The organism is Segatella buccae ATCC 33574, assembly GCF_000184945.1.
GTDB lineage: Bacteria > Bacteroidota > Bacteroidia > Bacteroidales > Bacteroidaceae > Prevotella > Prevotella buccae.
Genome location: NZ_GL586311.1, coordinates 3,027,639 through 3,047,120, shown reverse-complemented (window position 1 = coordinate 3,047,120; position 19,482 = coordinate 3,027,639). Strand labels below are relative to the sequence as shown.

At 57.9% G+C, this 19,482-nt stretch carries 14 protein-coding genes; 8 read left to right on the top strand and 6 right to left on the bottom strand.

Translation table 11 applies throughout. From position 1 onward, the window contains the following. Positions 1 to 154 precede the first annotated feature (154 nt). Together HMPREF6485_RS12100 and rpiB are read left to right on the top strand one after the other, a co-directional pair. Entirely contained in the window at positions 155 to 2,164 is a 2,010-nt protein-coding gene (locus tag HMPREF6485_RS12100; RefSeq protein ID WP_004346849.1) for a transketolase family protein, read from the top strand. Between the two features lie 317 nt (positions 2,165 to 2,481). Further along, positions 2,482 to 2,928, top strand: coding sequence for a ribose 5-phosphate isomerase B (gene rpiB / locus HMPREF6485_RS12095; RefSeq protein ID WP_004343174.1), 447 nt, complete (start codon positions 2,482 to 2,484; stop codon positions 2,926 to 2,928). A gap of 93 nt (positions 2,929 to 3,021) precedes the next feature. On the opposite strand, the gene HMPREF6485_RS12090 is transcribed toward rpiB, so the two are convergent. After that, positions 3,022 to 3,201 carry a hypothetical protein gene (locus HMPREF6485_RS12090; RefSeq protein WP_004346848.1) on the bottom strand — a complete coding sequence of 60 codons (180 nt, stop codon included), beginning with the start codon at positions 3,199 to 3,201 and terminating at the stop codon, positions 3,022 to 3,024. Between the two features lie 343 nt (positions 3,202 to 3,544). After that, positions 3,545 to 4,867, bottom strand: a complete 1,323-nt coding sequence (locus tag HMPREF6485_RS12085) for a DUF3078 domain-containing protein (RefSeq protein WP_004346847.1) — start codon at positions 4,865 to 4,867, stop codon at positions 3,545 to 3,547. Positions 4,868 to 5,040: 173 nt separating this feature from the next. Between HMPREF6485_RS12085 and HMPREF6485_RS12080 the strand changes: the two genes are divergently transcribed. From HMPREF6485_RS12080 to HMPREF6485_RS12060, 5 genes are all read left to right on the top strand, one after another. Next, a complete protein-coding gene (locus tag HMPREF6485_RS12080; RefSeq protein ID WP_004346846.1) occupies positions 5,041 to 6,651 on the top strand; it encodes a CTP synthase in 1,611 nt (536 codons plus the stop codon). Between the two features lie 15 nt (positions 6,652 to 6,666). Further along, positions 6,667 to 8,565, top strand: coding sequence for a membrane protein insertase YidC (yidC, locus tag HMPREF6485_RS12075; protein ID WP_004346845.1), 1,899 nt, complete (start codon positions 6,667 to 6,669; stop codon positions 8,563 to 8,565). 13 nt (positions 8,566 to 8,578) lie between these two features. After that, positions 8,579 to 10,750: a S9 family peptidase gene (locus HMPREF6485_RS12070; RefSeq protein ID WP_004346844.1), complete on the top strand. Its 2,172-nt coding sequence runs from the start codon at positions 8,579 to 8,581 to the stop codon at positions 10,748 to 10,750. A 107-nt stretch (positions 10,751 to 10,857) separates the two neighbouring features. Continuing rightward, entirely contained in the window at positions 10,858 to 12,270 is a 1,413-nt protein-coding gene (locus HMPREF6485_RS12065) for an MFS transporter (protein WP_004343168.1), read from the top strand. Positions 12,271 to 12,404: 134 nt separating this feature from the next. Then, positions 12,405 to 13,085 (top strand): NAD(P)H-dependent oxidoreductase, encoded by a 681-nt coding sequence (locus HMPREF6485_RS12060; protein WP_004346842.1) that lies wholly within the window; start codon positions 12,405 to 12,407, stop codon positions 13,083 to 13,085. 402 nt (positions 13,086 to 13,487) lie between these two features. Here HMPREF6485_RS12060 and HMPREF6485_RS12055 read toward each other — a convergent pair whose 3' ends face one another. The 4 genes from HMPREF6485_RS12055 to HMPREF6485_RS12040 all read right to left on the bottom strand — a co-directional run bounded on the left by HMPREF6485_RS12055 (position 13,488) and on the right by HMPREF6485_RS12040 (position 17,401). After that, positions 13,488 to 14,711, bottom strand: a complete 1,224-nt coding sequence (locus HMPREF6485_RS12055) for a glycosyltransferase family 2 protein (protein ID WP_004346841.1) — start codon at positions 14,709 to 14,711, stop codon at positions 13,488 to 13,490. Positions 14,712 to 14,759: 48 nt separating this feature from the next. Next, entirely contained in the window at positions 14,760 to 15,185 is a 426-nt protein-coding gene (locus HMPREF6485_RS12050) for a hypothetical protein (RefSeq protein ID WP_004346839.1), read from the bottom strand. A gap of 66 nt (positions 15,186 to 15,251) precedes the next feature. Further along, a complete protein-coding gene (recR, locus tag HMPREF6485_RS12045) occupies positions 15,252 to 15,863 on the bottom strand; it encodes a recombination mediator RecR (protein ID WP_004346838.1) in 612 nt (203 codons plus the stop codon). An 11-nt stretch (positions 15,864 to 15,874) separates the two neighbouring features. Continuing rightward, the gene (locus tag HMPREF6485_RS12040; protein WP_004346837.1) at positions 15,875 to 17,401 is read right to left on the bottom strand and encodes a carbon starvation CstA family protein; all 1,527 of its coding nucleotides are present in this window, start codon (positions 17,399 to 17,401) and stop codon (positions 15,875 to 15,877) included. Positions 17,402 to 17,698: 297 nt separating this feature from the next. Here HMPREF6485_RS12040 and HMPREF6485_RS12035 point away from each other — a divergent pair, with 297 nt between their 5' ends. Then, on the top strand, positions 17,699 to 19,474 hold the full coding sequence (locus HMPREF6485_RS12035) for a glycoside hydrolase family 10 protein (RefSeq protein ID WP_052296825.1): 1,776 nt from the start codon (positions 17,699 to 17,701) through the stop codon (positions 19,472 to 19,474). The last annotated feature ends 8 nt before the right edge of the window (positions 19,475 to 19,482 follow it).

The following is a 19,482-nucleotide window of genomic DNA, read 5'->3' as shown; positions in this document are numbered from 1 at the left end:
ACACAGCCGGGCTATAAGGCTGTCGGCTCCGATGTCTGACGGGCGAAGCGAGTGCCGGTCTCCAATGTCTGTAAGCGACAAGGCCGTTGCCTTAACTCCTTAACTCCCTTTAATTCCCTTAACTCCTCAAGAAAGATAACCCATCATCAAACACATGAACGATAAAAAAACAATGAATCTTGCAGCCGACAACATCCGTATTCTGGCTGCTTCAATGGTCGAAAAAGCCAAATCGGGCCACCCCGGAGGTGCTATGGGCGGAGCCGACTTTATCAACGTGCTCTACTCCGAATTTCTCGTCTACGACCCCGAAAATCCCGAGTGGGAAGGCCGCGACCGCTTCTTCCTCGACCCGGGCCACATGGCTCCCATGCTCTACTCGCAGTTGGCACTCATCGGCAAGTTTTCGCTCGACGACCTGCAGCAGCTCCGCCAGTGGGGCTCGGTGACTCCCGGCCACCCCGAGCGTGAACTCGCCCGCGGTATCGAGAACACTTCCGGGCCGCTGGGACAGGGGCACACGTTTGCCGTGGGTGCCGCCATCGCCGCCAAATTTCTCAAGGCCCGTCTGGGCGACGTGATGCGCCAGACCATCTATGCCTACATCTCCGACGGCGGCGTGCAGGAGGAAATATCGCAGGGCGCAGGCCGCATCGCCGGCACATTGGGCCTCGACAACCTCATCATGTTCTACGATGCCAACGACATCCAGCTCTCCACAGAGACCAAGGTGGTGACCGTGGAAGACACGGCCAAGAAATATGAGGCGTGGGGATGGTTTGTCCAGAAGATAGACGGCAACGACTGCGACCAGATTCGTGAAGCCCTCCGCAAGGCGCAGGCCGAGACCGAGCGTCCCTCGCTCATCATCGGGCACTGCATCATGGGCAAAGGTGCCCGCAAGGACGATAACTCCAGCTATGAGCGCAACTGCAAGACCCACGGTGCTCCGCTTGGCGGCGAGGCTTTCGTGAACACGGTGAAGAATCTCGGCGGCGACCCGGAGCATCCCTTCAAGATATTCCCCGAGGTGGAGAAACTCTACGCCCACCGCAAGGAGGAACTCAAAAAGATTGTGGCCGCGCGCCATGCCGAAAAGGCTGCGTGGGCCAAAGCCAATCCCGAGAAGGCCGCCCGGATGGAAGAGTGGTTCAGCGGCAAGGCCCCGAAGATAGACTGGAGCAAGGTGCAACAAAAAGCCGGCGCCGCCACCCGCGGTGCTTCGGCCACGGTGCTGAGCGTGCTGGCCGAGCAGGTGCCCAACATGATTTGCGCCAGTGCCGATCTTTCCAACTCCGACAAGACCGACGGCTTCCTCAAGAAGACCCACGACCTGCAGCGCGGCGACTTCAGCGGTGCTTTCTTCCAAGCCGGCGTGGCCGAACTCACCATGGCCTGCTGCTGCATCGGCATGGCCCTGCACGGCGGTGTGATTCCTGCCTGCGGCACATTCTTCGTGTTCTCCGACTACATGAAACCGGCGGTGCGCATGGCTGCACTGATGGAACTGCCCGTGAAGTTCATCTGGACCCACGACGCTTTCCGCGTGGGCGAAGACGGCCCCACCCACGAGCCCGTGGAGCAGGAAGCGCAAATCCGGCTCATGGAGAAACTCAAAAACCACCACGGGCGCAACAGTATGCTCGTCGTGCGTCCGGCCGATGCCGAGGAGACCACTGTGTGCTGGCGCATGGCCATGGAAAACACGGCCACCCCGACGGCTCTCATCCTCTCGCGCCAGAACATCGAGATGCTGCCCGAGGGCAACGACTACGGTCAAGCCGAGAAAGGAGCCTACATCGTGGCCGGCTCCGACGAACAGTTCGATGTCATTCTGCTCGCTTCCGGTTCTGAGGTTTCCACGCTCGAAGCCGGTGCCAAGCTGCTCCGCCAAGACGGCGTGAAACTGCGTGTGGTGAGCGTTCCCTCCGAGGGTCTCTTCCGCAGCCAACCCAAGGACTATCAAGAGCGCATCCTGCCCGCAGGCAGCAAAATATTCGGTCTGACAGCCGGTCTGCCCGTCACCCTTGAAGGTCTCGTGGGAGCCAACGGCAAGGTGTGGGGCTTGGAGAGCTTCGGATTCTCCGCTCCCTACAAGGTGCTTGACGAGAAACTCGGCTACACGGGCGAGAATGTCTACAAGCAGGTGAAAGCCATGCTGTAGAGTAAGATGCAAAAATTCAAGCATTCAAAGATTCAAAAGCCTTTCCCCAACGTGTAGGAGCAGTGCTTGATGCCTGCCCGCACGATTTGAAAAATCGTATCACACGCCATCGGCCGGTCGCACCCGCAGACTCGGGAATGTTTCTGCCAAACGCGTTCGTTCGGCCGCAGATGTGGGAGAACGTTTCTCCGAAACGTAGGGGCAGGCATCAAGCACTGCCCCTACTGCCCGATATTTTTGAGTCTTTGAATGCCTGAATCTTTGAATGTTAGAAACATTTGAATATTTAACTATTTGAATTTTAAATTTATACGACTATGGAAGTAAAGACAGTTGGACTGGCCTGCGACCACGCCGGTTTCCCCTTGAAGCGATTTGTGTTAGACTATTTAGAGAAGAAGGGCTACCCCATCAAGGATTTCGGCACCTACAGTGACGAGAGTGTAGACTATCCCGACTTCGCCCATCCACTGGCCAAAGCCATCGAGAGCGGGGAAGTCTATCCCGGTATTGCCATCTGTGGCAGCGGTGAGGGCATGGCCATCACGCTCAACAAGCATCAGGGTGTGCGTGCCGGACTGGCTTGGAGCAAGGATATAGCCGAACTCATCCGCCAACACAACGACGCCAACGTGCTCGTGCTCCCCGGCCGCTTCATCGACAACAAGACAGCCGAGGCCATTATGGACGAGTTTTTCAAAGCTTCCTTCGAGGGCGGCCGCCACGAACGCCGCGTGAAGAAGATACCTGATAGTGGCGAATAATCCCAACAAAAACACATCCGCCAAAACTCTCCAACCGGAACGGGAAGTCGGCTTCAGACAACAGAAAAGGTTCGCTTGTCTTCTCGTCCGGGGTCATTGAGTTTGCGAAAGAGCCACACTTGGAAGCAAAAATGGGCACAGTTGCGATGCAACTGTGCCCATTTCGTAATCCCGGTTGGGCCCTTTCAAGCCCGTTTTCAAGTCCGGATAGATGTCAACAAAAATCAAACGGTTGATAATCAGCGTTTTAAAAACACCGTCAAAATCGCCCATTTACGGCGAGTGGCCTTTCCTTTGAAAATATCGCAAGCACAGAGGCCGAAAACGAACAAATAGTTTGACAACCATCTTTTCAGAATGCCCCCCACCAACTATCAGCCGGCCCGTCCTTTATTAGAAAACTCCATCTTGCCAACTATCAACCCAATCGTCCTTCAGTAGAAAATTCCGTCTTGCCAACTATCAACCCAATCGTCCTTCAGTAGAAAGTTCCGTCCCCCCAAATATCAACCACCCCACCCTTTGGTGGAAAGTTCCGCCCCACCAAAGGCTTGGGCAGGCTTTCCTCCGCGAGGCCCTCCCCTCCTTCGGAGGGGTCGGGGGAGGCTCCCCCTCCTCAAAACGAATAGGAGAAACCGAGGCTCAAATACTCCTTGAGCTGAAAGTAGCCGTGGCGAACATCGTACTTGGCCCCATCGTCGAAGCGGGGATAGAGGAAGATGTTGGCCGCGATGTAGCGGTTGAAGCGGAAGACAAACGTATTCTCCCACTCCAGTTCGGCACGCTTATAGGTGGTGTAGCCGTAGAAGCGCGTCTTCCAGTTGATGTTGTCGCAGAACTTCCACGACAGATCCACGGTTAACTCCGAACCGTAGTCGGTCAGCTGCCTCTTGCCGTCATCGATGCCGTAGCGGGTGGCCAGTTCCGGACGGCGCACATATTTCCAGTTCATGGCCATCGGGGCGAGATGCACACTTCCCGTGAGCCGCTTGCGGAACAGTTCTACGTTGTAGTCCATACCGACAGACAGGTTCAAAGAAAAAGGAGCCATGAACGAAGCATAGATGCGCTGGTCGTTGGTCTTGTAGGTGCGCAGCGACTGCGTCTGCGCGATCACCTGCACGGTGTAGTACCACCGTCGGGTGGCCTGCAAGCCCAGTTTGGTGGTATAGCGGAGGAGGTCTTCAGTCATGCGGTAGGAGTGGATGGAGTCGCCGCGCGATGTCTGCAAACCCAGTTTCACCTCCAGTTTGTTGTCCCACTTCACCTTCTGCTTGTTGTTGTAGTTGGCCTGCATCACCACGTAGCCCAGCATCGAGTAGTTGCTCTCGCCGCCCTTATACCAGTTGCCCGACACATAGTTTTGCATAAACTGCAGGTTGTAGTCACCGAGAATCGTCCAAAAGTTAGGTTTTTTCACCAACACATCCACCGGCACCACATCCGTCTGCATGGGCTGCACCACGATGTCGTCCACGATTTTAGGCTCCACGCGCACGGGCCGCTCGGCCTTGTCAGCCGGTATGATGTTCACGATATCGAGGTCGCCCTCCCCCGTTTTCACAAGGTCGGGGCGTTTCAAGTAGATATTCATCAGTGCGCCGTCTATCAGTTGGTTTGCAGTCGATTGCCCGGTTGATGTACTGTCGAGACTGAACAAGCGGGCCGCAGGCCGGTGATAGAACGTGAGCGGTGTGAAAAGCACCGAGGTCGCAGCCCGCAGGCCGCCCCCCCCCGTGGTGCTACTCTTGGCCCGGAGCGAATCGACGCGCCGGTGAAGCAACGAAAGAGAGTCAAGATAATTCGCATAGATTCCGGCCACAGGCCGCCCCGCGGAATGACCGTTCTGAGCCCCCCTGCCCTGCCCTGCCGCCGGCATGGCCGCAAACCACGTGAGGACGGCTGTCAGGCCGAGGATATATCTGTTAATGTTCGTCATGTCGATGTCAGTGAAAGATATTCTACAATGTGTATCTTTTTCGCCGGCAAAGGTAGAAATAAAAAAGTGAAGCAGCAAAAAACTTAGCCTTTTATTTCGCTGTACGCGAAAAAACCACTACCTTTGCAACTTGTTATAACAGAACATATTTTCTTAAAAAACTTTCATACATCGTGGCTGAAACAAAGTATATTTTCGTCACCGGCGGAGTGGTCTCCTCGCTTGGCAAGGGCATCATCTCATCGTCGATAGGCAAACTCCTGCAAGCCAGGGGCTACAACATCACCATCCAGAAGTTCGACCCGTATATCAACATCGACCCGGGCACGCTCAACCCCTACGAGCACGGCGAGTGCTACGTCACCGTGGACGGCATGGAAACCGACCTCGACCTCGGACACTACGAGCGGTTTACGGGCATACAGACCACCAAAGCCAACTCGCTCACCACGGGCCGCATCTACAAGGCCGTGATAGACAAGGAGCGGCGGGGCGACTATCTGGGAAAGACCATACAGGTGGTGCCGCACATCACCGATGAAATCAAGCGCAACGTGAAGCTCCTCGGCAAGAAATACCACTACGACTTCGTCATCACCGAGATAGGCGGGACCATCGGCGACATCGAGAGTGCGCCCTTCATGGAGGCCATCCGGCAGCTCAAGTGGGAGCTGGGGCGCGACGCGCTGAGCGTACACCTCACCTACGTGCCCTATCTGAAGGCCGCCGGCGAACTGAAAACGAAGCCTACGCAGCACAGCGTGAAGGAGTTGCAGAGTGTGGGCATACAGCCCGACGTGCTCGTGCTGCGCACGGAGAAGCATCTCGACGAGAACATCCGCAAGAAGGTGGCCGCCTTCTGCAATGTCGACTTCGACTGCGTGATACAGAGTGAAGACCTGCCCAGCATCTATGAAGTGCCCATCGGTATGCAGGCCCAAGGCCTCGACACGGCCATCCTGCGCAAGATGGGCATCACGCCGGGCGAGACACCCACCCTCGGCCCGTGGCGCGCATTCATCGAGCGGCGCAACAAGGCCACCAAGACCGTCAGCATCGGACTCGTGGGAAAATACGACTTGCAGGATGCCTACAAGAGCATCCGCGAGAGCCTCTCCCATGCCGGCACCTATAATGACTATAAGGTGAACATCAACTTCATCAACTCCGAGACCATCACCGAGGCCAACGTGGCCGAAAAACTCAAGGGACAGGACGGCATCGTCATCTGCCCGGGATTCGGACAGCGCGGCATCGAGGGCAAGATCGTGGCTGCCCACTACACCCGCACCCACGATATTCCCACCTTCGGCATCTGTCTGGGTATGCAGATGATGGTGATCGAGTTTGCCCGCAACGTGCTGGGCTATGCCGATGCCAATTCGCGCGAGATGGACGAGAAGACACCCCACAACGTGATCGACATCATGGAGGAGCAGAAAAACATCTCCAACATGGGCGGCACCATGCGTCTGGGGGCCTACGAGTGCGTACTGCGGCAGGGCTCGCGCGTGTTCGACATCTACAAGCAGGAGCACATACAGGAGCGCCACCGCCACCGCTACGAATTCAACAACGACTACCAGACCGAATATGAGAAACACGGTATGATGTGCGTGGGACGCAATCCCGAAAGCGACCTCGTGGAAATCGTCGAGATACCCGGCCTCAAGTGGTACATCGGCACGCAGTATCATCCCGAATATCAGTCTACGGTGCTCAAGCCACACCCGCTCTTCGTGGATTTCGTGAAGACGGCGATAGAGAACAAGGATAAAAAGTAAACACATAGCATATCAATGGATAAGAATACAATCATCGGCATGGTGCTGATAGCCGCGCTCCTCTTCGGATACAGCTGGTACAGCCAGCCATCGGCCGAGGAACAGCGTGCGGCATTCGTGCAGGATTCCATAGCGCAGGCAAAAAAGAGAGAACTCGAAAAGGCGCAAAAGGCTGATGCCGCCGCCCGCAAGCAAACCGAACAGCAACAGGCGGCTGCCGACACCACAGCACTCTTCCATGCAGCCATGCAGGGAGAGGAACAGCGGGTGGTGCTGAAAAACAATAAGGTGGAGCTCACGCTCAACTCCAAGGGAGCCACCGTGGAGCGGGCGGTTGTAAAGAACTATGTGGGCCACGACATCAACGTGAAAGACGGCTCCAAAGACCGCAAAGACGTGACGCTCTTCGAGGGCAAAGACCAGAGTCTGAAGTTCATGCTCGCTGCCAAAGAGGCCAACATCAACACGGCAGACCTCTACTTCACGCCGTCGGCACAGACCGACTCCACTGTCACCTTCACGGCTTCGGCCGGTGCAGGGCGCAGTCTGTCGCTGAAATACACGCTCGGCCGGGATTATCTGCTCCACATGCAACTGAGCGTGGAGGGCATGGGCGGCCTCTTCGCCCCCGACATGAAGACGCTCGACATTAACTGGCAGGACAGGGTGAAGCAGCAGGAGCGCGGTTTCACTTTCGAGAACCGCTATGCCACACTCACCTATCACGAAACCGCCGGGGGCACTGACTACCTGAGCGAAACGAGCGAAAAGGTGGACGAACCCTGCAAGGAGTCCATCGACTGGGTGGCGTTCAAGAACCAATTCTTCTCGGCTGTGATGATCGTCAAGGACGATTTTCAGAAAAACGCGCTGCTCACGAGCATACCGCAGGAGAAGGGCTCGGGCTACCTGAAGCAGTATCAGGCACGGCTCAAGACGGCCTTCGACCCCAACGGCAGGCAGCCATCGGAGTTTGAGTTCTATTTCGGCCCCAACGACTTCCGCCTGCTCCAAAAGGTGGAACATGAGAGCCGGTTCGGCAAGTCGCTGGAGATGGAACGTCTTGTCTATCTCGGATGGCCGCTCTTCCGCTGGATCAACCGCTTCTTCACCATCTACGTGTTCGACTTCCTGCGCAACTACTTCCCCATGGGCATCGTGCTCATCCTCATCACGCTGCTGCTCAAGGTGCTCACCTACCCCATGGTGAAGAAGAGCTACATGAGCTCGGCCAAAATGCGCGTGCTCAAACCGAAACTCGAAGAGGCCACCAAGCAATATGACAAGCCCGAAGACCAGATGCAGAAGCAGCAGGCCATGATGGCCGAATACAGCAAGTATGGCGTGAGCCCGCTCTCGGGCTGTCTGCCCATGCTCATACAGATGCCCATCTGGATAGCCATGTTCAACTTCGTGCCCAATGCCATACAGCTGCGCGGACAGAGTTTTCTGTGGATGAAAGACCTGAGCACGTTCGACCCGCTCTTTGAGTGGAACCACAACCTGTGGCTCATCGGCGACCATCTCTCGCTCACATGCATCCTCTTCTGTGTGGCCCAAGTGCTCTATTCGTGGATGACCATGCGCCAGCAGCGCGACCAGATGGTGGGCCAGCAGGCCGAGCAGATGAAGATGATGCAGTGGATGATGTATCTCATGCCGCTCATGTTCTTCTTCATGTTCAACGACTATTCCTCCGGACTCAACTTCTACTACTTCGTGTCGCTGTTCTTCTCGGCAGCCATCATGTGGACTTTGCGCAAGACCACCAACGACAAGAAACTGCTCGAAATACTCGAAGCGCGCTACCGCGAAAACAAGAACAACCCCAAGAAGCAGAGCGGACTGGCCGCCCGCCTGCAGGCCATGCAGGAAATGCAACGCCGGCAGATGGAACAGACCAAGAAGAAATAAACACACCAATACAATGAACAAGACTATCGCCATCATGGCTGCCGCCCTCACGCTGGGTGGCAGCCTTTCGCAGACCGAAGCACAAGTGAATATCCAAAAGAACAACATCACGCTCCAAAGCGACCGCATGACTCCCGAGGCTCTCTGGGCCATGGGGCGCATCGGGGGGGCGCAGGCTTCGCCCGACGGCCGGCGGATAGCCTACCAGGTGGGCTATTACAGCGTGAAGGAGAACAAGGGGCACCAGATACTCTATGTCATGGATGCCGACGGAAAGAACATCAGGCAGCTCACCACCGACGCCAAGAACGAGACCGACGCCGCTTGGATAGAGGGCGGACGGCGCATCGCCTTCCTGCGCGACGGACAGCTGTGGGCCATGAATGCCGACGGCACCGGCCGCCGGCAGCTCACCAATGACAAGACCGACATCGAGGGATTCAAGTTTTCGCCCGACGGACGGCACGTGCTCCTCATCAAGAGCCTCCCCTACCACGGCACCATCAAGGCCAATCCCACAGACCTGCCGAAAGCTACGGGCCGTCTCGTCACCGACATGAACTACCGGCACTGGGATCACTACGTGGAGACCATCGCCCATCCGTTTGTCGCCGAGGTCAACGACGGTAAGGTTGACGGGGGCGTGGACATCCTCGAAGGGCAACCCTATGAGAGCCCGCTGGCTCCTTTCGGCGGCATCGAGCAGTTCGACTGGAGCAAGGACTCCAAGTGCGTGGCCTACACGTGCCGCAAGAAAGAGGGCGTGCAGTATGCCATCTCCACCGATGCCGACATCTACCTTTATAATATAGACACCCGCGAAACGCGCAACCTGTGCAAGCCGGCCGACTATCGGGAACCGGCCATCGATGCCACCAAGACGATGAAGACACAGGCCGTGAACCACCAGAGCGGCGACATGAACGTGGGCTACGATGTGAATCCGCGCTTCTCGCCCGACGGAAAGTACATCGCTTGGCAGAGTATGGCGCACAATGGCTATGAGAGCGACCGCAACAGATTGTGTGTCTACGACCTCCGGACGGGCGAAAAGAAATATGTCGCCGAGAGTTTCGACTCCAACGTGGAAGACTTCTGCTGGGCTGCCGACTCCCGCACGCTCTACTTCCTGGGCATCTGGCATGCCTGCGTGATGGTCTATCAGACCAATCTCGACGGACAGGTGAAACAGCTCACCGACGGCTGGTACGACTACGGCTCGGTGCAACTGCTGGGCAACGAGGGCAAGCAGCTGCTCGTCACCCGCCACTCCATCAGTCATCCCGACGACCTTTTCGCCGTCACTCCGGCCAAGAAGGCCAAGGCCTCCAAAGTGGTGCAACTCACGGATGAGAACAAGCATATCTTCGACCAGCTCGCTTTGGCCAAAGTGCAGGAGCGTTGGGTGAAGACAACCGACGGTAAGGAGGAGCAGGTGTGGATCATCCTGCCGCCCCACTTCGACCCCACAAAGAAATATCCCGCCCTGTTATTCTGTGAAGGCGGGCCGCAGAGCCCCGTCTCCCAGTTCTGGAGCTACCGCTGGAATTTCCAAATCATGGCGGCCAACGACTATGTGATCGTGGCCCCCAACCGTCGCGGACTTCCCGGCTACGGCTCTGCGTGGAACGAAGAGATTTCCGGCGACTGGACCGGGCAGTGCATGAACGACTATCTCAGTGCCATAGATGATGCCGTGGCCAACCTGCCGTTTGTCGACAAAGACCGACTCGGGGCCGTGGGTGCCTCGTTCGGCGGCTTCTCGGTCTACTATCTGGCCGGTCATCACGACAAGCGTTTCAAGGCGTTCATCTCCCACGACGGTGCGTTCAACCTCGAATCGATGTACACCGACACCGAGGAGGCATGGTTCTCCAACTGGGAATATGAGGATGCCTACTGGAACAAAGACCTCACGGCCAACGCCAAGAGAACCTATGAGAACAGTCCGCACAAGTTTATTGACAAATGGGACACGCCCATCCTCTGCATCCACGGCGAGAAAGACTATCGCATCAATGCCAATCAAGGCATGGGAGCGTTCAACGCCGCCCGCCTGCGTGGCATTCCGGCAGAGCTGCTCATCTTCCCCGACGAGAACCACTGGGTGCTCAAACCGCAAAACGGCATTCTCTGGCAGCGCACGTTCTTCAACTGGCTCGACCGGTGGCTGAAGAAGAAGTAAAGAGGGAAAGAGGTAAAAAAATAAAGGAATAAAGTAGTATAAAAAGCTCTTTTCTCATTGTCTCTTTGGTAGGGCAAAGGGAAAAGAGGTAAAAATAATGTGAGACAATGACACAACAAATTCAAGCAAAACTAAGTGACAGCAAAGCCATGCGCTGGACTGCCCTCGTATTGTTGGCAGGGGCGATGTTCTTTGCCTACATCTTCATGGATATCCTCTCGCCCCTGCAAAGTCTTTTGCAGACCAGCCGGGGATGGACACCCGAGGCCTTCGGCCACTATGCCGGTTCGGAGACATTCCTCAATGTGTTTGTCTTCTTCCTCATCTTTGCCGGCATCATCCTCGACAAGATGGGCGTGCGTTTCACCGCAGTGCTCTCCGGCACAGTGATGTTCATTGGCGGAGCCATCAACTACTACGCCGTCACCGACGCCTTTGCAGGCAGTGCGCTCGACACGTTCTTCACCAATCATCTCAACCTGCCGCAGGCCTGGTGGAATGTCACCCCGTGGTTTGAAGGCATGCCCGCCTCCGCCAAGTTGGCCGCCTGCGGCTTCATGGTGTTCGGTTGCGGTGCCGAGATGGCCGGTATCACCGTCAGCCGAGGCATCGTGAAGTGGTTCACAGGCCACGAAATGGCTTTGGCCATGGGCGTGGAGATGGCCATTGCCCGTGTGGGTGTGGCCGTGGTGATGGCCGGTTCGCCACTCATCGCATCGATAGCCCCCGTCAGTGTGAGCCGTCCGGCAGCCGTGAGCCTGCTGCTTCTCTGCATCGGCCTCATCAGTTTCATTGCCTACGGCTTCATGGACAGAAAGCTCGACGCACAGGGAGTGGTAGAAGAAAAGGAAGAACCCTTCAAGGTGAGCGACATCGGGAAGATACTTTCCAGCAAGATGTTCTGGGTTGTGGCCCTGCTCTGCGTGCTCTATTACAGTGCCATCTTCCCCTTCCAGAAGTACGCCATCAACATGTTGCAGTGCAACCTCGGCTTCTCGGCCGAGTCAGCCGGCTACGTGTTCTCCGTGTTCCCGCTCGGTGCGGCAGCCGTCACCCCGGCTCTCGGCGGCTTCCTCGACCATCGCGGCAAGGGTGCCACGATGCTCATTCTGGGTGCCATTCTGATGATTGCGTGCCATTTGACATTCGCTTTCGTCGTGCCCGCCACCCAGAATGTGTTCATCACCCTCACGGCCATCGTGGTGCTCGGCATCTCTTTCTCGCTCGTGCCCGCCGCCCTCTGGCCTTCCGTTCCCAAGCTGATAGAACCCAAACTCCTCGGCAGTGCCTACGCCTTGATATTCTGGATTCAGAACATCGGCCTCTATGCCTTCCCGATGGTCATTGGCAACGTGTTGCAAAGTTCCAACCCCGGTGTCACCGACCCGCTGAAATACAACTACACGGCTCCGATGTGTCTCTTCGCCTCGCTGGGTGTGGCTGCACTGCTGCTCGGTCTCTACCTGAAATTCATCGACAAGAAAGGCGGCTACGGACTGGAAGAGCCCAACATCAAATGACATTCGCTGCACCGGGACGGCCAATGCGACCTGCGGAGCACAAGATTTCCACATGAGGTGTCAAGTGTCTTGCCTCCCGGCAGGCGGCAGACCAACCGCCAAAAGCGAACAAGCACCATCAAAGAAAAAGCAAAATGAACATCCTGATCATTTCCGGTCATAACGACCTCAACAACTCCGTGGCCAATGCGGCCATCCTCGACGAGACAGCCCGGCAGCTTCCCGAAGCCGAGGTGCGCAAGCTCGATGCCCTCTATCCCGACTACCGCATCAATGTGGAAGCCGAACAGGAAGCCTTGCGCAAGGCCGACCTCATCGTCTGGCAGTTCCCCTTCTACTGGTATTCGTTGCCTGCACTGATGAAGAAATGGCTCGACGAAGTGTTTGTCCACGGTTTTGCACACGGTTCGACAGCCGTACTTGGCGGCAAGAAATTTCTTGTTTCGTTCACCACCGGTGCCCCGGCCGAGTTCTATACCGGAAAAGAAGGCTCCGTGGGCGACATCCACCACATGATAGAGATGTTCTCCGCCACCGCCATGCTCTGCCGCCTCGACTATCAGGGGGCCATGTGGCTCAACGGCGTGAGCTATGCCAACCGCCAGACGGAAGAGGCCATCAGGCAGCAGCAAGCCGAGGCCCGCAAGTATGCCGGCAAACTGATAGCCCGCATCAAGGAAATCAATCGCCAAGGGCTGATCTCCTGTCCGAACACCGATACAAAGAGCGGATGCACCTGCGACACAACGATCGTGTCAACAGGTGCATCCGCTTTTTTCGTGCCCTCCGCCCTATGGTCCTTAAAGTCCGGTTGATGGATGGTAGAAAGTTCTCGGGGGTAGAACAGTTTGTCAAACTATTTGTCCGTTTTCGGGCTCTCTGCTTGCGATGTTTGCAACAAGCAAGCCACCCGGGTGCAAATGAGCGATTTTGGCGATGTTTCCAAAACGCTGACAATCAGTCATTTGAACTTTATTGACATGAGACGGGGGCCGAAAACCGGTCTGAAAAGGCCCAAACGGGTTTGAAAAATGGCCACAGTTGCGTTGCAACTGTGGCCATTTCAGCTTTCAACTGTAGCCCTTTTGCAAGTTCGGAGAACCCGAATGAGAAAACAGGCAGACTTTTCCGGTGGCTTGAAGCCGATATTCCGCCCTCATTGGAGAATTTCTGCAGAGGTGTTTTTGTTAATATTATTCGCCACTGTCCGGCAACCTTCAGTCCTCAAGGCACATCACCTCGTCGGGCAACACAATCTTGCCCGTGGCGGCACTGTAGGTGCCCATCACGAAGCGGTGGCCGGCATCGGCTGAGAAGATGCGGAAGAGGTCGTCATAGCGGTAGGCGTCGGTGTCATAGACCACGCAGGCCGGCGCCGCCTTGCCGGCTTCCCGGCCGCCGGACAATGACAGGGCAAGATGGCCCTCGGGCAGCGACAGCCGGTCGCCGACGGTGAAGGAAGCACGCAAACCATGGCGTGCAGCATGTTTCCGGCAACGCGCCGTCATCGCTTCCGAACCGATGAAATGATAGTGACAGCCTGCGGATGAGTCGGCATCCGTGAAGCCCAACATGCGCCGGGTGTGCCATGCCACCATGCGCAGCAGTGCCAGTGAGGCCTTGAGATAGATGGCCGTCTTGATGGGCAGTGCCAGCAGACGGCTCATGCCCCCGTAGTGCTTGCGGAAGAAAATGAGCATTGCGCCATAGAACACATGCACATAGCGGAAGCTCGAATGCTGGGTGCTCTCGCCCTTGTAGTGGAGTATCTTGGCCGGCAGGTAGTAGTTGTGATAGCCGCCTTTCAGCAGACGGTAGGAAAGGTCGATGTCTTCCCCATACATGAAGAAGTCTTCGTCGAGCAGCCCCACACGGTCGATCGCCTCCCGACGGAGCAGACAGAAGGCACCGCTCACCACCTCGATGCGTGCCGGGGCGTCCCAAGGCAGGTGGCCCATGTAGTAACGGGCAAACCGCCGGCTGTGCGGAAAACGACTGCACAGCCCCACCATCTTGTAAAAAGCCACGACGGGCCGTGGCAGTCCGCGCCGAGACTCGCGGGCATCGCTGCCGTCGGCCTGCAACATGCGCACCCCGAGTGACCCGGCATCGGCGTGCGCATCCATGAAGCCGAGTGCCTCGTGCAGCGTCGTCTCACCCACGATGGTGTCGGGGTTGAGCAACAGCACATACTCACTCGCCGTATCGGCAATGGCCAGATTGTTGGCCCGGGCAAAACCGAGGTTGTGCCGACCGGCGATGACCGTCACTTCGGGAAACTCCCGCGAGAGATATTCCACGCTGCCGTCGCGCGAATGGTTGTCCACCACCACCACCTGCGCGTCGATGCCCGCCAAGGCTCGCCGCAGCGAACAAAGGCATTGCCCGGCATAGTCTTTCACATTGTAGTTGACAATGACAACCGTCAGTTTCTTCATCATGAATCGTTGGTTTCTCCGGAGACATGTTTTCGTTTCCCGTGCCGGCGACTATCCCTGCCGGCCGGCTTCCCCCTCACACCGCTTGCGGGTGGGCACCACGAGCAACAGACAGAGTAGCAGGATGATGGCCAGATAGCCGAAAGCCGCCTTCACGAAGAGATAATAGAGCAGCGTGTTGGCCACAAGCAGACTTTCGAGCAGGACCAGCCTCAGCAGGCCCCACTTCTTCAAGGCCTCTGCGGGCCGGACTTCGAGGGCGGCCCGCACCGCCCCAAACCTGAACAGGCGCAACGCGAGCGGAATGGTTGCGATGGTGAGCAGTTCGAAGCCGGCAAGCACCATGAATTCAAGGCCGTGACGGCCTTCGAGCCCACCCGGCACGAGCACCTCGGCCTCGAAAGCCGCACTCAGCAGCAGGGCCGCCAGAATGCCCACCCACCATGTTGTCATCAATGTCTTTTGAGTCTTTTCCATTGTCTTGTTGATTGTCTTTTTGTTCTGTCGGGCCGGTAAGCACACGATGTCCGCGGCTCCACGGCCCTATGTCCCGAAGGGCACGCGGTTGACGATGGAGCGCCCGAGCGTCACCTCGTCGGTATATTCCAGTTCGTTGCCCACGGAGATGCCACGGGCGATGGCCGTGATCTTCACGCCCGCGGCCTGTAGCCGGCGCGAGATGTAGAAGTTGGTGGTGTCGCCCTCCATCGTGGAACTGAGTGCGAGTATCACCTCCTCCACACCGCCCTCTTCCACCCGCCGGCAGAGCGAGTCTATCTCGATGTCGCCGGGGCCTATGCCGTCCATGGGCGAGATGATGCCTCCGAGCACGTGGTAGACCCCGTGAAACTGCTGGGTGTTCTCGATGGCCATCACGTCTTGCACGTTCTCCACCACGCACACCGTCGTCCGGTCGCGCCGCTCGTCGGCACAGATGGGGCAGATGTCGGTGTCGCTGATGTTATGGCACAAGCGGCAGTATTTCACTTCATGCTTGAGCGTGGTGATGGCCGCGGCAAAGCGTTCCACCTCCTCATCGTTGCGCCGCAGCGTGTGGAGCACGAGCCGCAAGGCCGTCTTGCGCCCTATGCCGGGCAGTTTGGCAAATTCGCCCACCGCTTTTTCGAGCAGGGCCGAGGGATATTGTTTTTCCAAAAGTTCTGTTTTTATTGTTCGGCAATCGACCGCCTATACCACATCAGAAACCACACACAGGCCGTCACCAGTGCGGCAGCCCCCAGTCCATAGCCCACAGTGGCGGGCAGGAAACGGCCGAAGGCCTGCGGACTGACGAAAAGGAACGTGGAGCACACCGTGGTCATGAACAGGGCAGGCACGAGGGTGATGACAAAAGGCTTACGCCGCTGCGTGAGATAGACAGTGATGGTCCATAGGGTGAACACGCTGAGCGTCTGGTTGGCCCAGCCGAAGTATTGCCAGATGATGTTGAAGCCGTTGGGATTCTCCATTTGCCATACGAGCAGGGCCACCGCGGCGGCAAACATGGGCACGCAGATGGCCAACCGGTTTTTGATGCTGCGCTGCCCCACGTGTATGGCTTCGGCAATGATGAGCCGCGCCGAGCGGAAAGCCGTGTCACCACTGGTGATGGGAGCGGCCACCACACCCAGCAGGGCGAGAATGCCACCAGCCACGCCGAGCCAGTTTTCGCACACGAGTTTCACCACCGTGGGGGCATCGAAATACTGCACGAGTGTCTTGCCATCACCGGCGGCATACTGGGCCAGAAAGGCTTCCACGCCCTCGCTGCCGACCACCTCGCGCCAACCGCCGTAGTAGAAGAAATACATCGACACCGTGGCCCAGATGAGTGCCACGAGCCCTTCGGTGATCATAGCCCCGTAGAAGATGGGGCGGCCCAGCTTCTCGTGCTTCATGCAACGGGCCATGAGCGGACTCTGCGTGGCGTGGAAACCGCTGATGGCCCCACAGGCGATGGTGATGAAGAGGCAGGGAAAGAGCGGATTGGTGCCCATGAAACTGTCGGCCCCCAAGAGAGCCGCAGGCACATTGCTGTTGGCCGCGGCCGTGGCCGTCCACAGTTCGGGCAGGTCGGGCCGTTTCACGAGCAGTCCCACGAGCAGGGCGGCGGCCATGAAGAGCAGCGAGAAGGCGAAGAGGGGGTATATCTTGCCTATGATCTTGTCGATGGGGAGCATCGTGGCCACGATGTAGTAGATGAAGATGGCGACAATCCACTCCATCTTCGTGCCGGCAAGTGTCTCGAGAATGATGGCCGGACTGTAGACAAACACCACGCCCACCATCATGAGCAGCAGCACGGAGAAGACGAGCATGAGCCGACGGGTGTTGCGGCCGAGGTAGGCACCCACCAGTTCGGGCAGGTTGGCTCCCTCGTGGCGCACGCTCAACATGCCGCTCAGATAGTCATGCACGGCACCGGCAAACACGCATCCCAACACAATCCACAGATAGGCCGCAGGCCCATACCACGCCCCCATGATGGCTCCGAAGATGGGCCCCGTGCCGGCGATGTTGAGAAACTGTATCATGAAGATCTTCCATGTGGGCAACGGCACAAAGTCCACACCGTCGGCTTTGGCCACGGCGGGAGTGGGCCGGTCGTCGGGGCCAAACACCCGTGCGACGAATTTCCCGTAAATCAGATAGCCGACAAGGAGTGCCAGCAGACTCAAACCCAAAGTTATCATTTGTTCGGAATCGTTTTAAGTTGGTTCAAATCTTTTTTTTCAGGAGTCAAAGAAAACTTTCTCTCAGAAGTAAAGGCGGCAAAGAGAGTCGGCATTCGCTCCGCCCGTCAGGAAAAGTGGCTTGAGCATAAGCGAAAAAAGACAACAGCCTTATGGCCCGACCTTCATCGAACCTCCTGCTCCTACCGGACTTGCCGTCCGGCAAATTGATATGCAAATGTACATATTATATTTGATATAAGGAAAAAAATAAGTATCTTTGTGGCGTTTTTTCAAGATAGACAACAAGAATTCGTCATGCTCATGAGATACATCTTCTGCCTGACCCTGTGGTGTGCAGGCCTCCTTTTTCCATCCCCGGCACTCCGGGCCGCCCGCTCCGGCGACGGCGGAGCTTTCAAGGCCGTGTGGTCGGCGGTGGCTCCGCAGGCCCCCAAACACGAGGTGAGGGCCGTGTGGCTCACCACCATAGGGGGCATCGACTGGCCCCACTCCTACTCGCAGTCGCGCTTCTCCATGGAGCGGCAGCAGGCCGAACTGTGCCGCCTGCTCGACCTCTACCACCGGGCGGGCATCAACACCGTGCTGATGCAGACGCGCATACGCGCCACCACCATCTACGACGCGCCCTACGAACCGTGGGACGGCTGCCTCTCGGGCTTCCCCGGCCGCTCCCCGGGCTACGACGCGCTGCGCTTCGCCATCGACGAGTGCCACAAGCGGGGCATGGAACTGCACGCGTGGGTGGTCACCATACCCGTGGGCAAGTGGAACGGCGAGGGCTGCCGGCGGCTGCGACAGCACTTGCCGGGAGTCGTAAGACGGATTGGCACCGACGGCTACATGAACCCCGAAGACCCGCGCACGGGCGACTATCTGGCGCAACTCTGCGGCGACATCACCCGCCGCTACGACATCGACGGCATCCATCTCGACTACATACGCTATCCCGAGACGTGGAACATCCGTGTTGGTCGCGACGCGGGCCGGGTCTGCATCACAGACATCGTGAGCAAGATAGCCCGCGAGGTGAAGCGGCAGAAGCCATGGGTGAAAATGAGCTGTGCGCCCATCGGCAAGCACGACGACCTCGCACGCTACCGCAGCCACGGCTGGAATGCCTACACCCGCGTGTGTCAGGATGCGCAGGGGTGGCTGCGGCAGGGGTTCATGGACGCGCTTTTCCCCATGATGTATTTCCGCAACGAACAGTTTTTCCCCTTTGCCATCGACTGGGCCGAACATTCCGCCGGGCGCATCGTGGCCCCGGGACTGGGCATCTACTTCCTCGACCCGCGCGAGGGCAACTGGCGGTTGGACGACATTGTGAGGCAGATGAACGAACTGCGCCACCTCGGATTGGGGCACACGTTCTTCCGCGGCAAGTTCCTCACCGACGACGTGCAGGGCATCTACCGCTTCGTGAGCCGCCGCTTCAACCTCTATCCCGCCCTCGTGCCGCCCATGACATGGGAGAGTCGCGACTTGCCGCCGGCCCCCACCGACCTGCTCGTGCGCCGGCAAGGGGCCACGTTGCAGCTCTCGTGGCACTATCGTGAGACCGAGGCGCAACGGCTCATGCCACCCGGTGTGCAACGCGTGGCGTTCAATGTCTATGCCTCCACCTCATCGCCCGTTGACATCGGCGACGCGCGCAACCTCATCGCCACACGCCTGCCCCATGCCGCCATGAGTCTGCCGGCACAGGCGGGCGGCCACCTCCGCTTCGCCATCACGGCCATCGACCGCTACGGCAACGAGAGCCTTGCCTTGCAGAGTGCCCCTGCCGACAGCGATACCGACCACGCCCCCACCCTGCTGCGCTGCGATGGCTATCGCTTGGAAGTGCCTGCCGGGGCCCGCATGGCCGACACGGGGCTCCTGCTCATCGAGAGCCTGCAAGGCCAGACGGTGGCTTCGCGCTCGTGGCGCGGTTCGCAGATAAGCGTGACCGACATCGCCCCCGGAATCTATGTGCTGCGCTCCATCAACCGCAAGGGCGTCACCCACCGTCTCGGGTATTTCATCAAAAAGCCCCTTCCCCGCCCACTTTCCGGGGGAAGGAGGCAGTAAGCCCCCGC

Bases quoted from the DNA above. Each gene is read 5' to 3' on its own strand.
- HMPREF6485_RS12100 (WP_004346849.1), top strand. From the start codon at position 155: ATGAACGATAAAAAAACAATGAATCTTGCAGCCGACAACATCCGTATT.
- rpiB (WP_004343174.1), top strand. From the start codon at position 2,482: ATGGAAGTAAAGACAGTTGGACTGGCCTGCGACCACGCCGGTTTCCCC.
- HMPREF6485_RS12090 (WP_004346848.1), bottom strand. From the start codon at position 3,201: ATGGGCGATTTTGACGGTGTTTTTAAAACGCTGATTATCAACCGTTTG.
- HMPREF6485_RS12085 (WP_004346847.1), bottom strand. From the start codon at position 4,867: ATGACGAACATTAACAGATATATCCTCGGCCTGACAGCCGTCCTCACG.
- yidC (WP_004346845.1), top strand. From the start codon at position 6,667: ATGGATAAGAATACAATCATCGGCATGGTGCTGATAGCCGCGCTCCTC.
- HMPREF6485_RS12070 (WP_004346844.1), top strand. From the start codon at position 8,579: ATGAACAAGACTATCGCCATCATGGCTGCCGCCCTCACGCTGGGTGGC.
- HMPREF6485_RS12065 (WP_004343168.1), top strand. From the start codon at position 10,858: ATGACACAACAAATTCAAGCAAAACTAAGTGACAGCAAAGCCATGCGC.
- HMPREF6485_RS12060 (WP_004346842.1), top strand. From the start codon at position 12,405: ATGAACATCCTGATCATTTCCGGTCATAACGACCTCAACAACTCCGTG.
- HMPREF6485_RS12055 (WP_004346841.1), bottom strand. From the start codon at position 14,711: ATGATGAAGAAACTGACGGTTGTCATTGTCAACTACAATGTGAAAGAC.
- HMPREF6485_RS12050 (WP_004346839.1), bottom strand. From the start codon at position 15,185: ATGGAAAAGACTCAAAAGACATTGATGACAACATGGTGGGTGGGCATT.
- HMPREF6485_RS12040 (WP_004346837.1), bottom strand. From the start codon at position 17,401: ATGATAACTTTGGGTTTGAGTCTGCTGGCACTCCTTGTCGGCTATCTG.
- HMPREF6485_RS12035 (WP_052296825.1), top strand. From the start codon at position 17,699: ATGCTCATGAGATACATCTTCTGCCTGACCCTGTGGTGTGCAGGCCTC.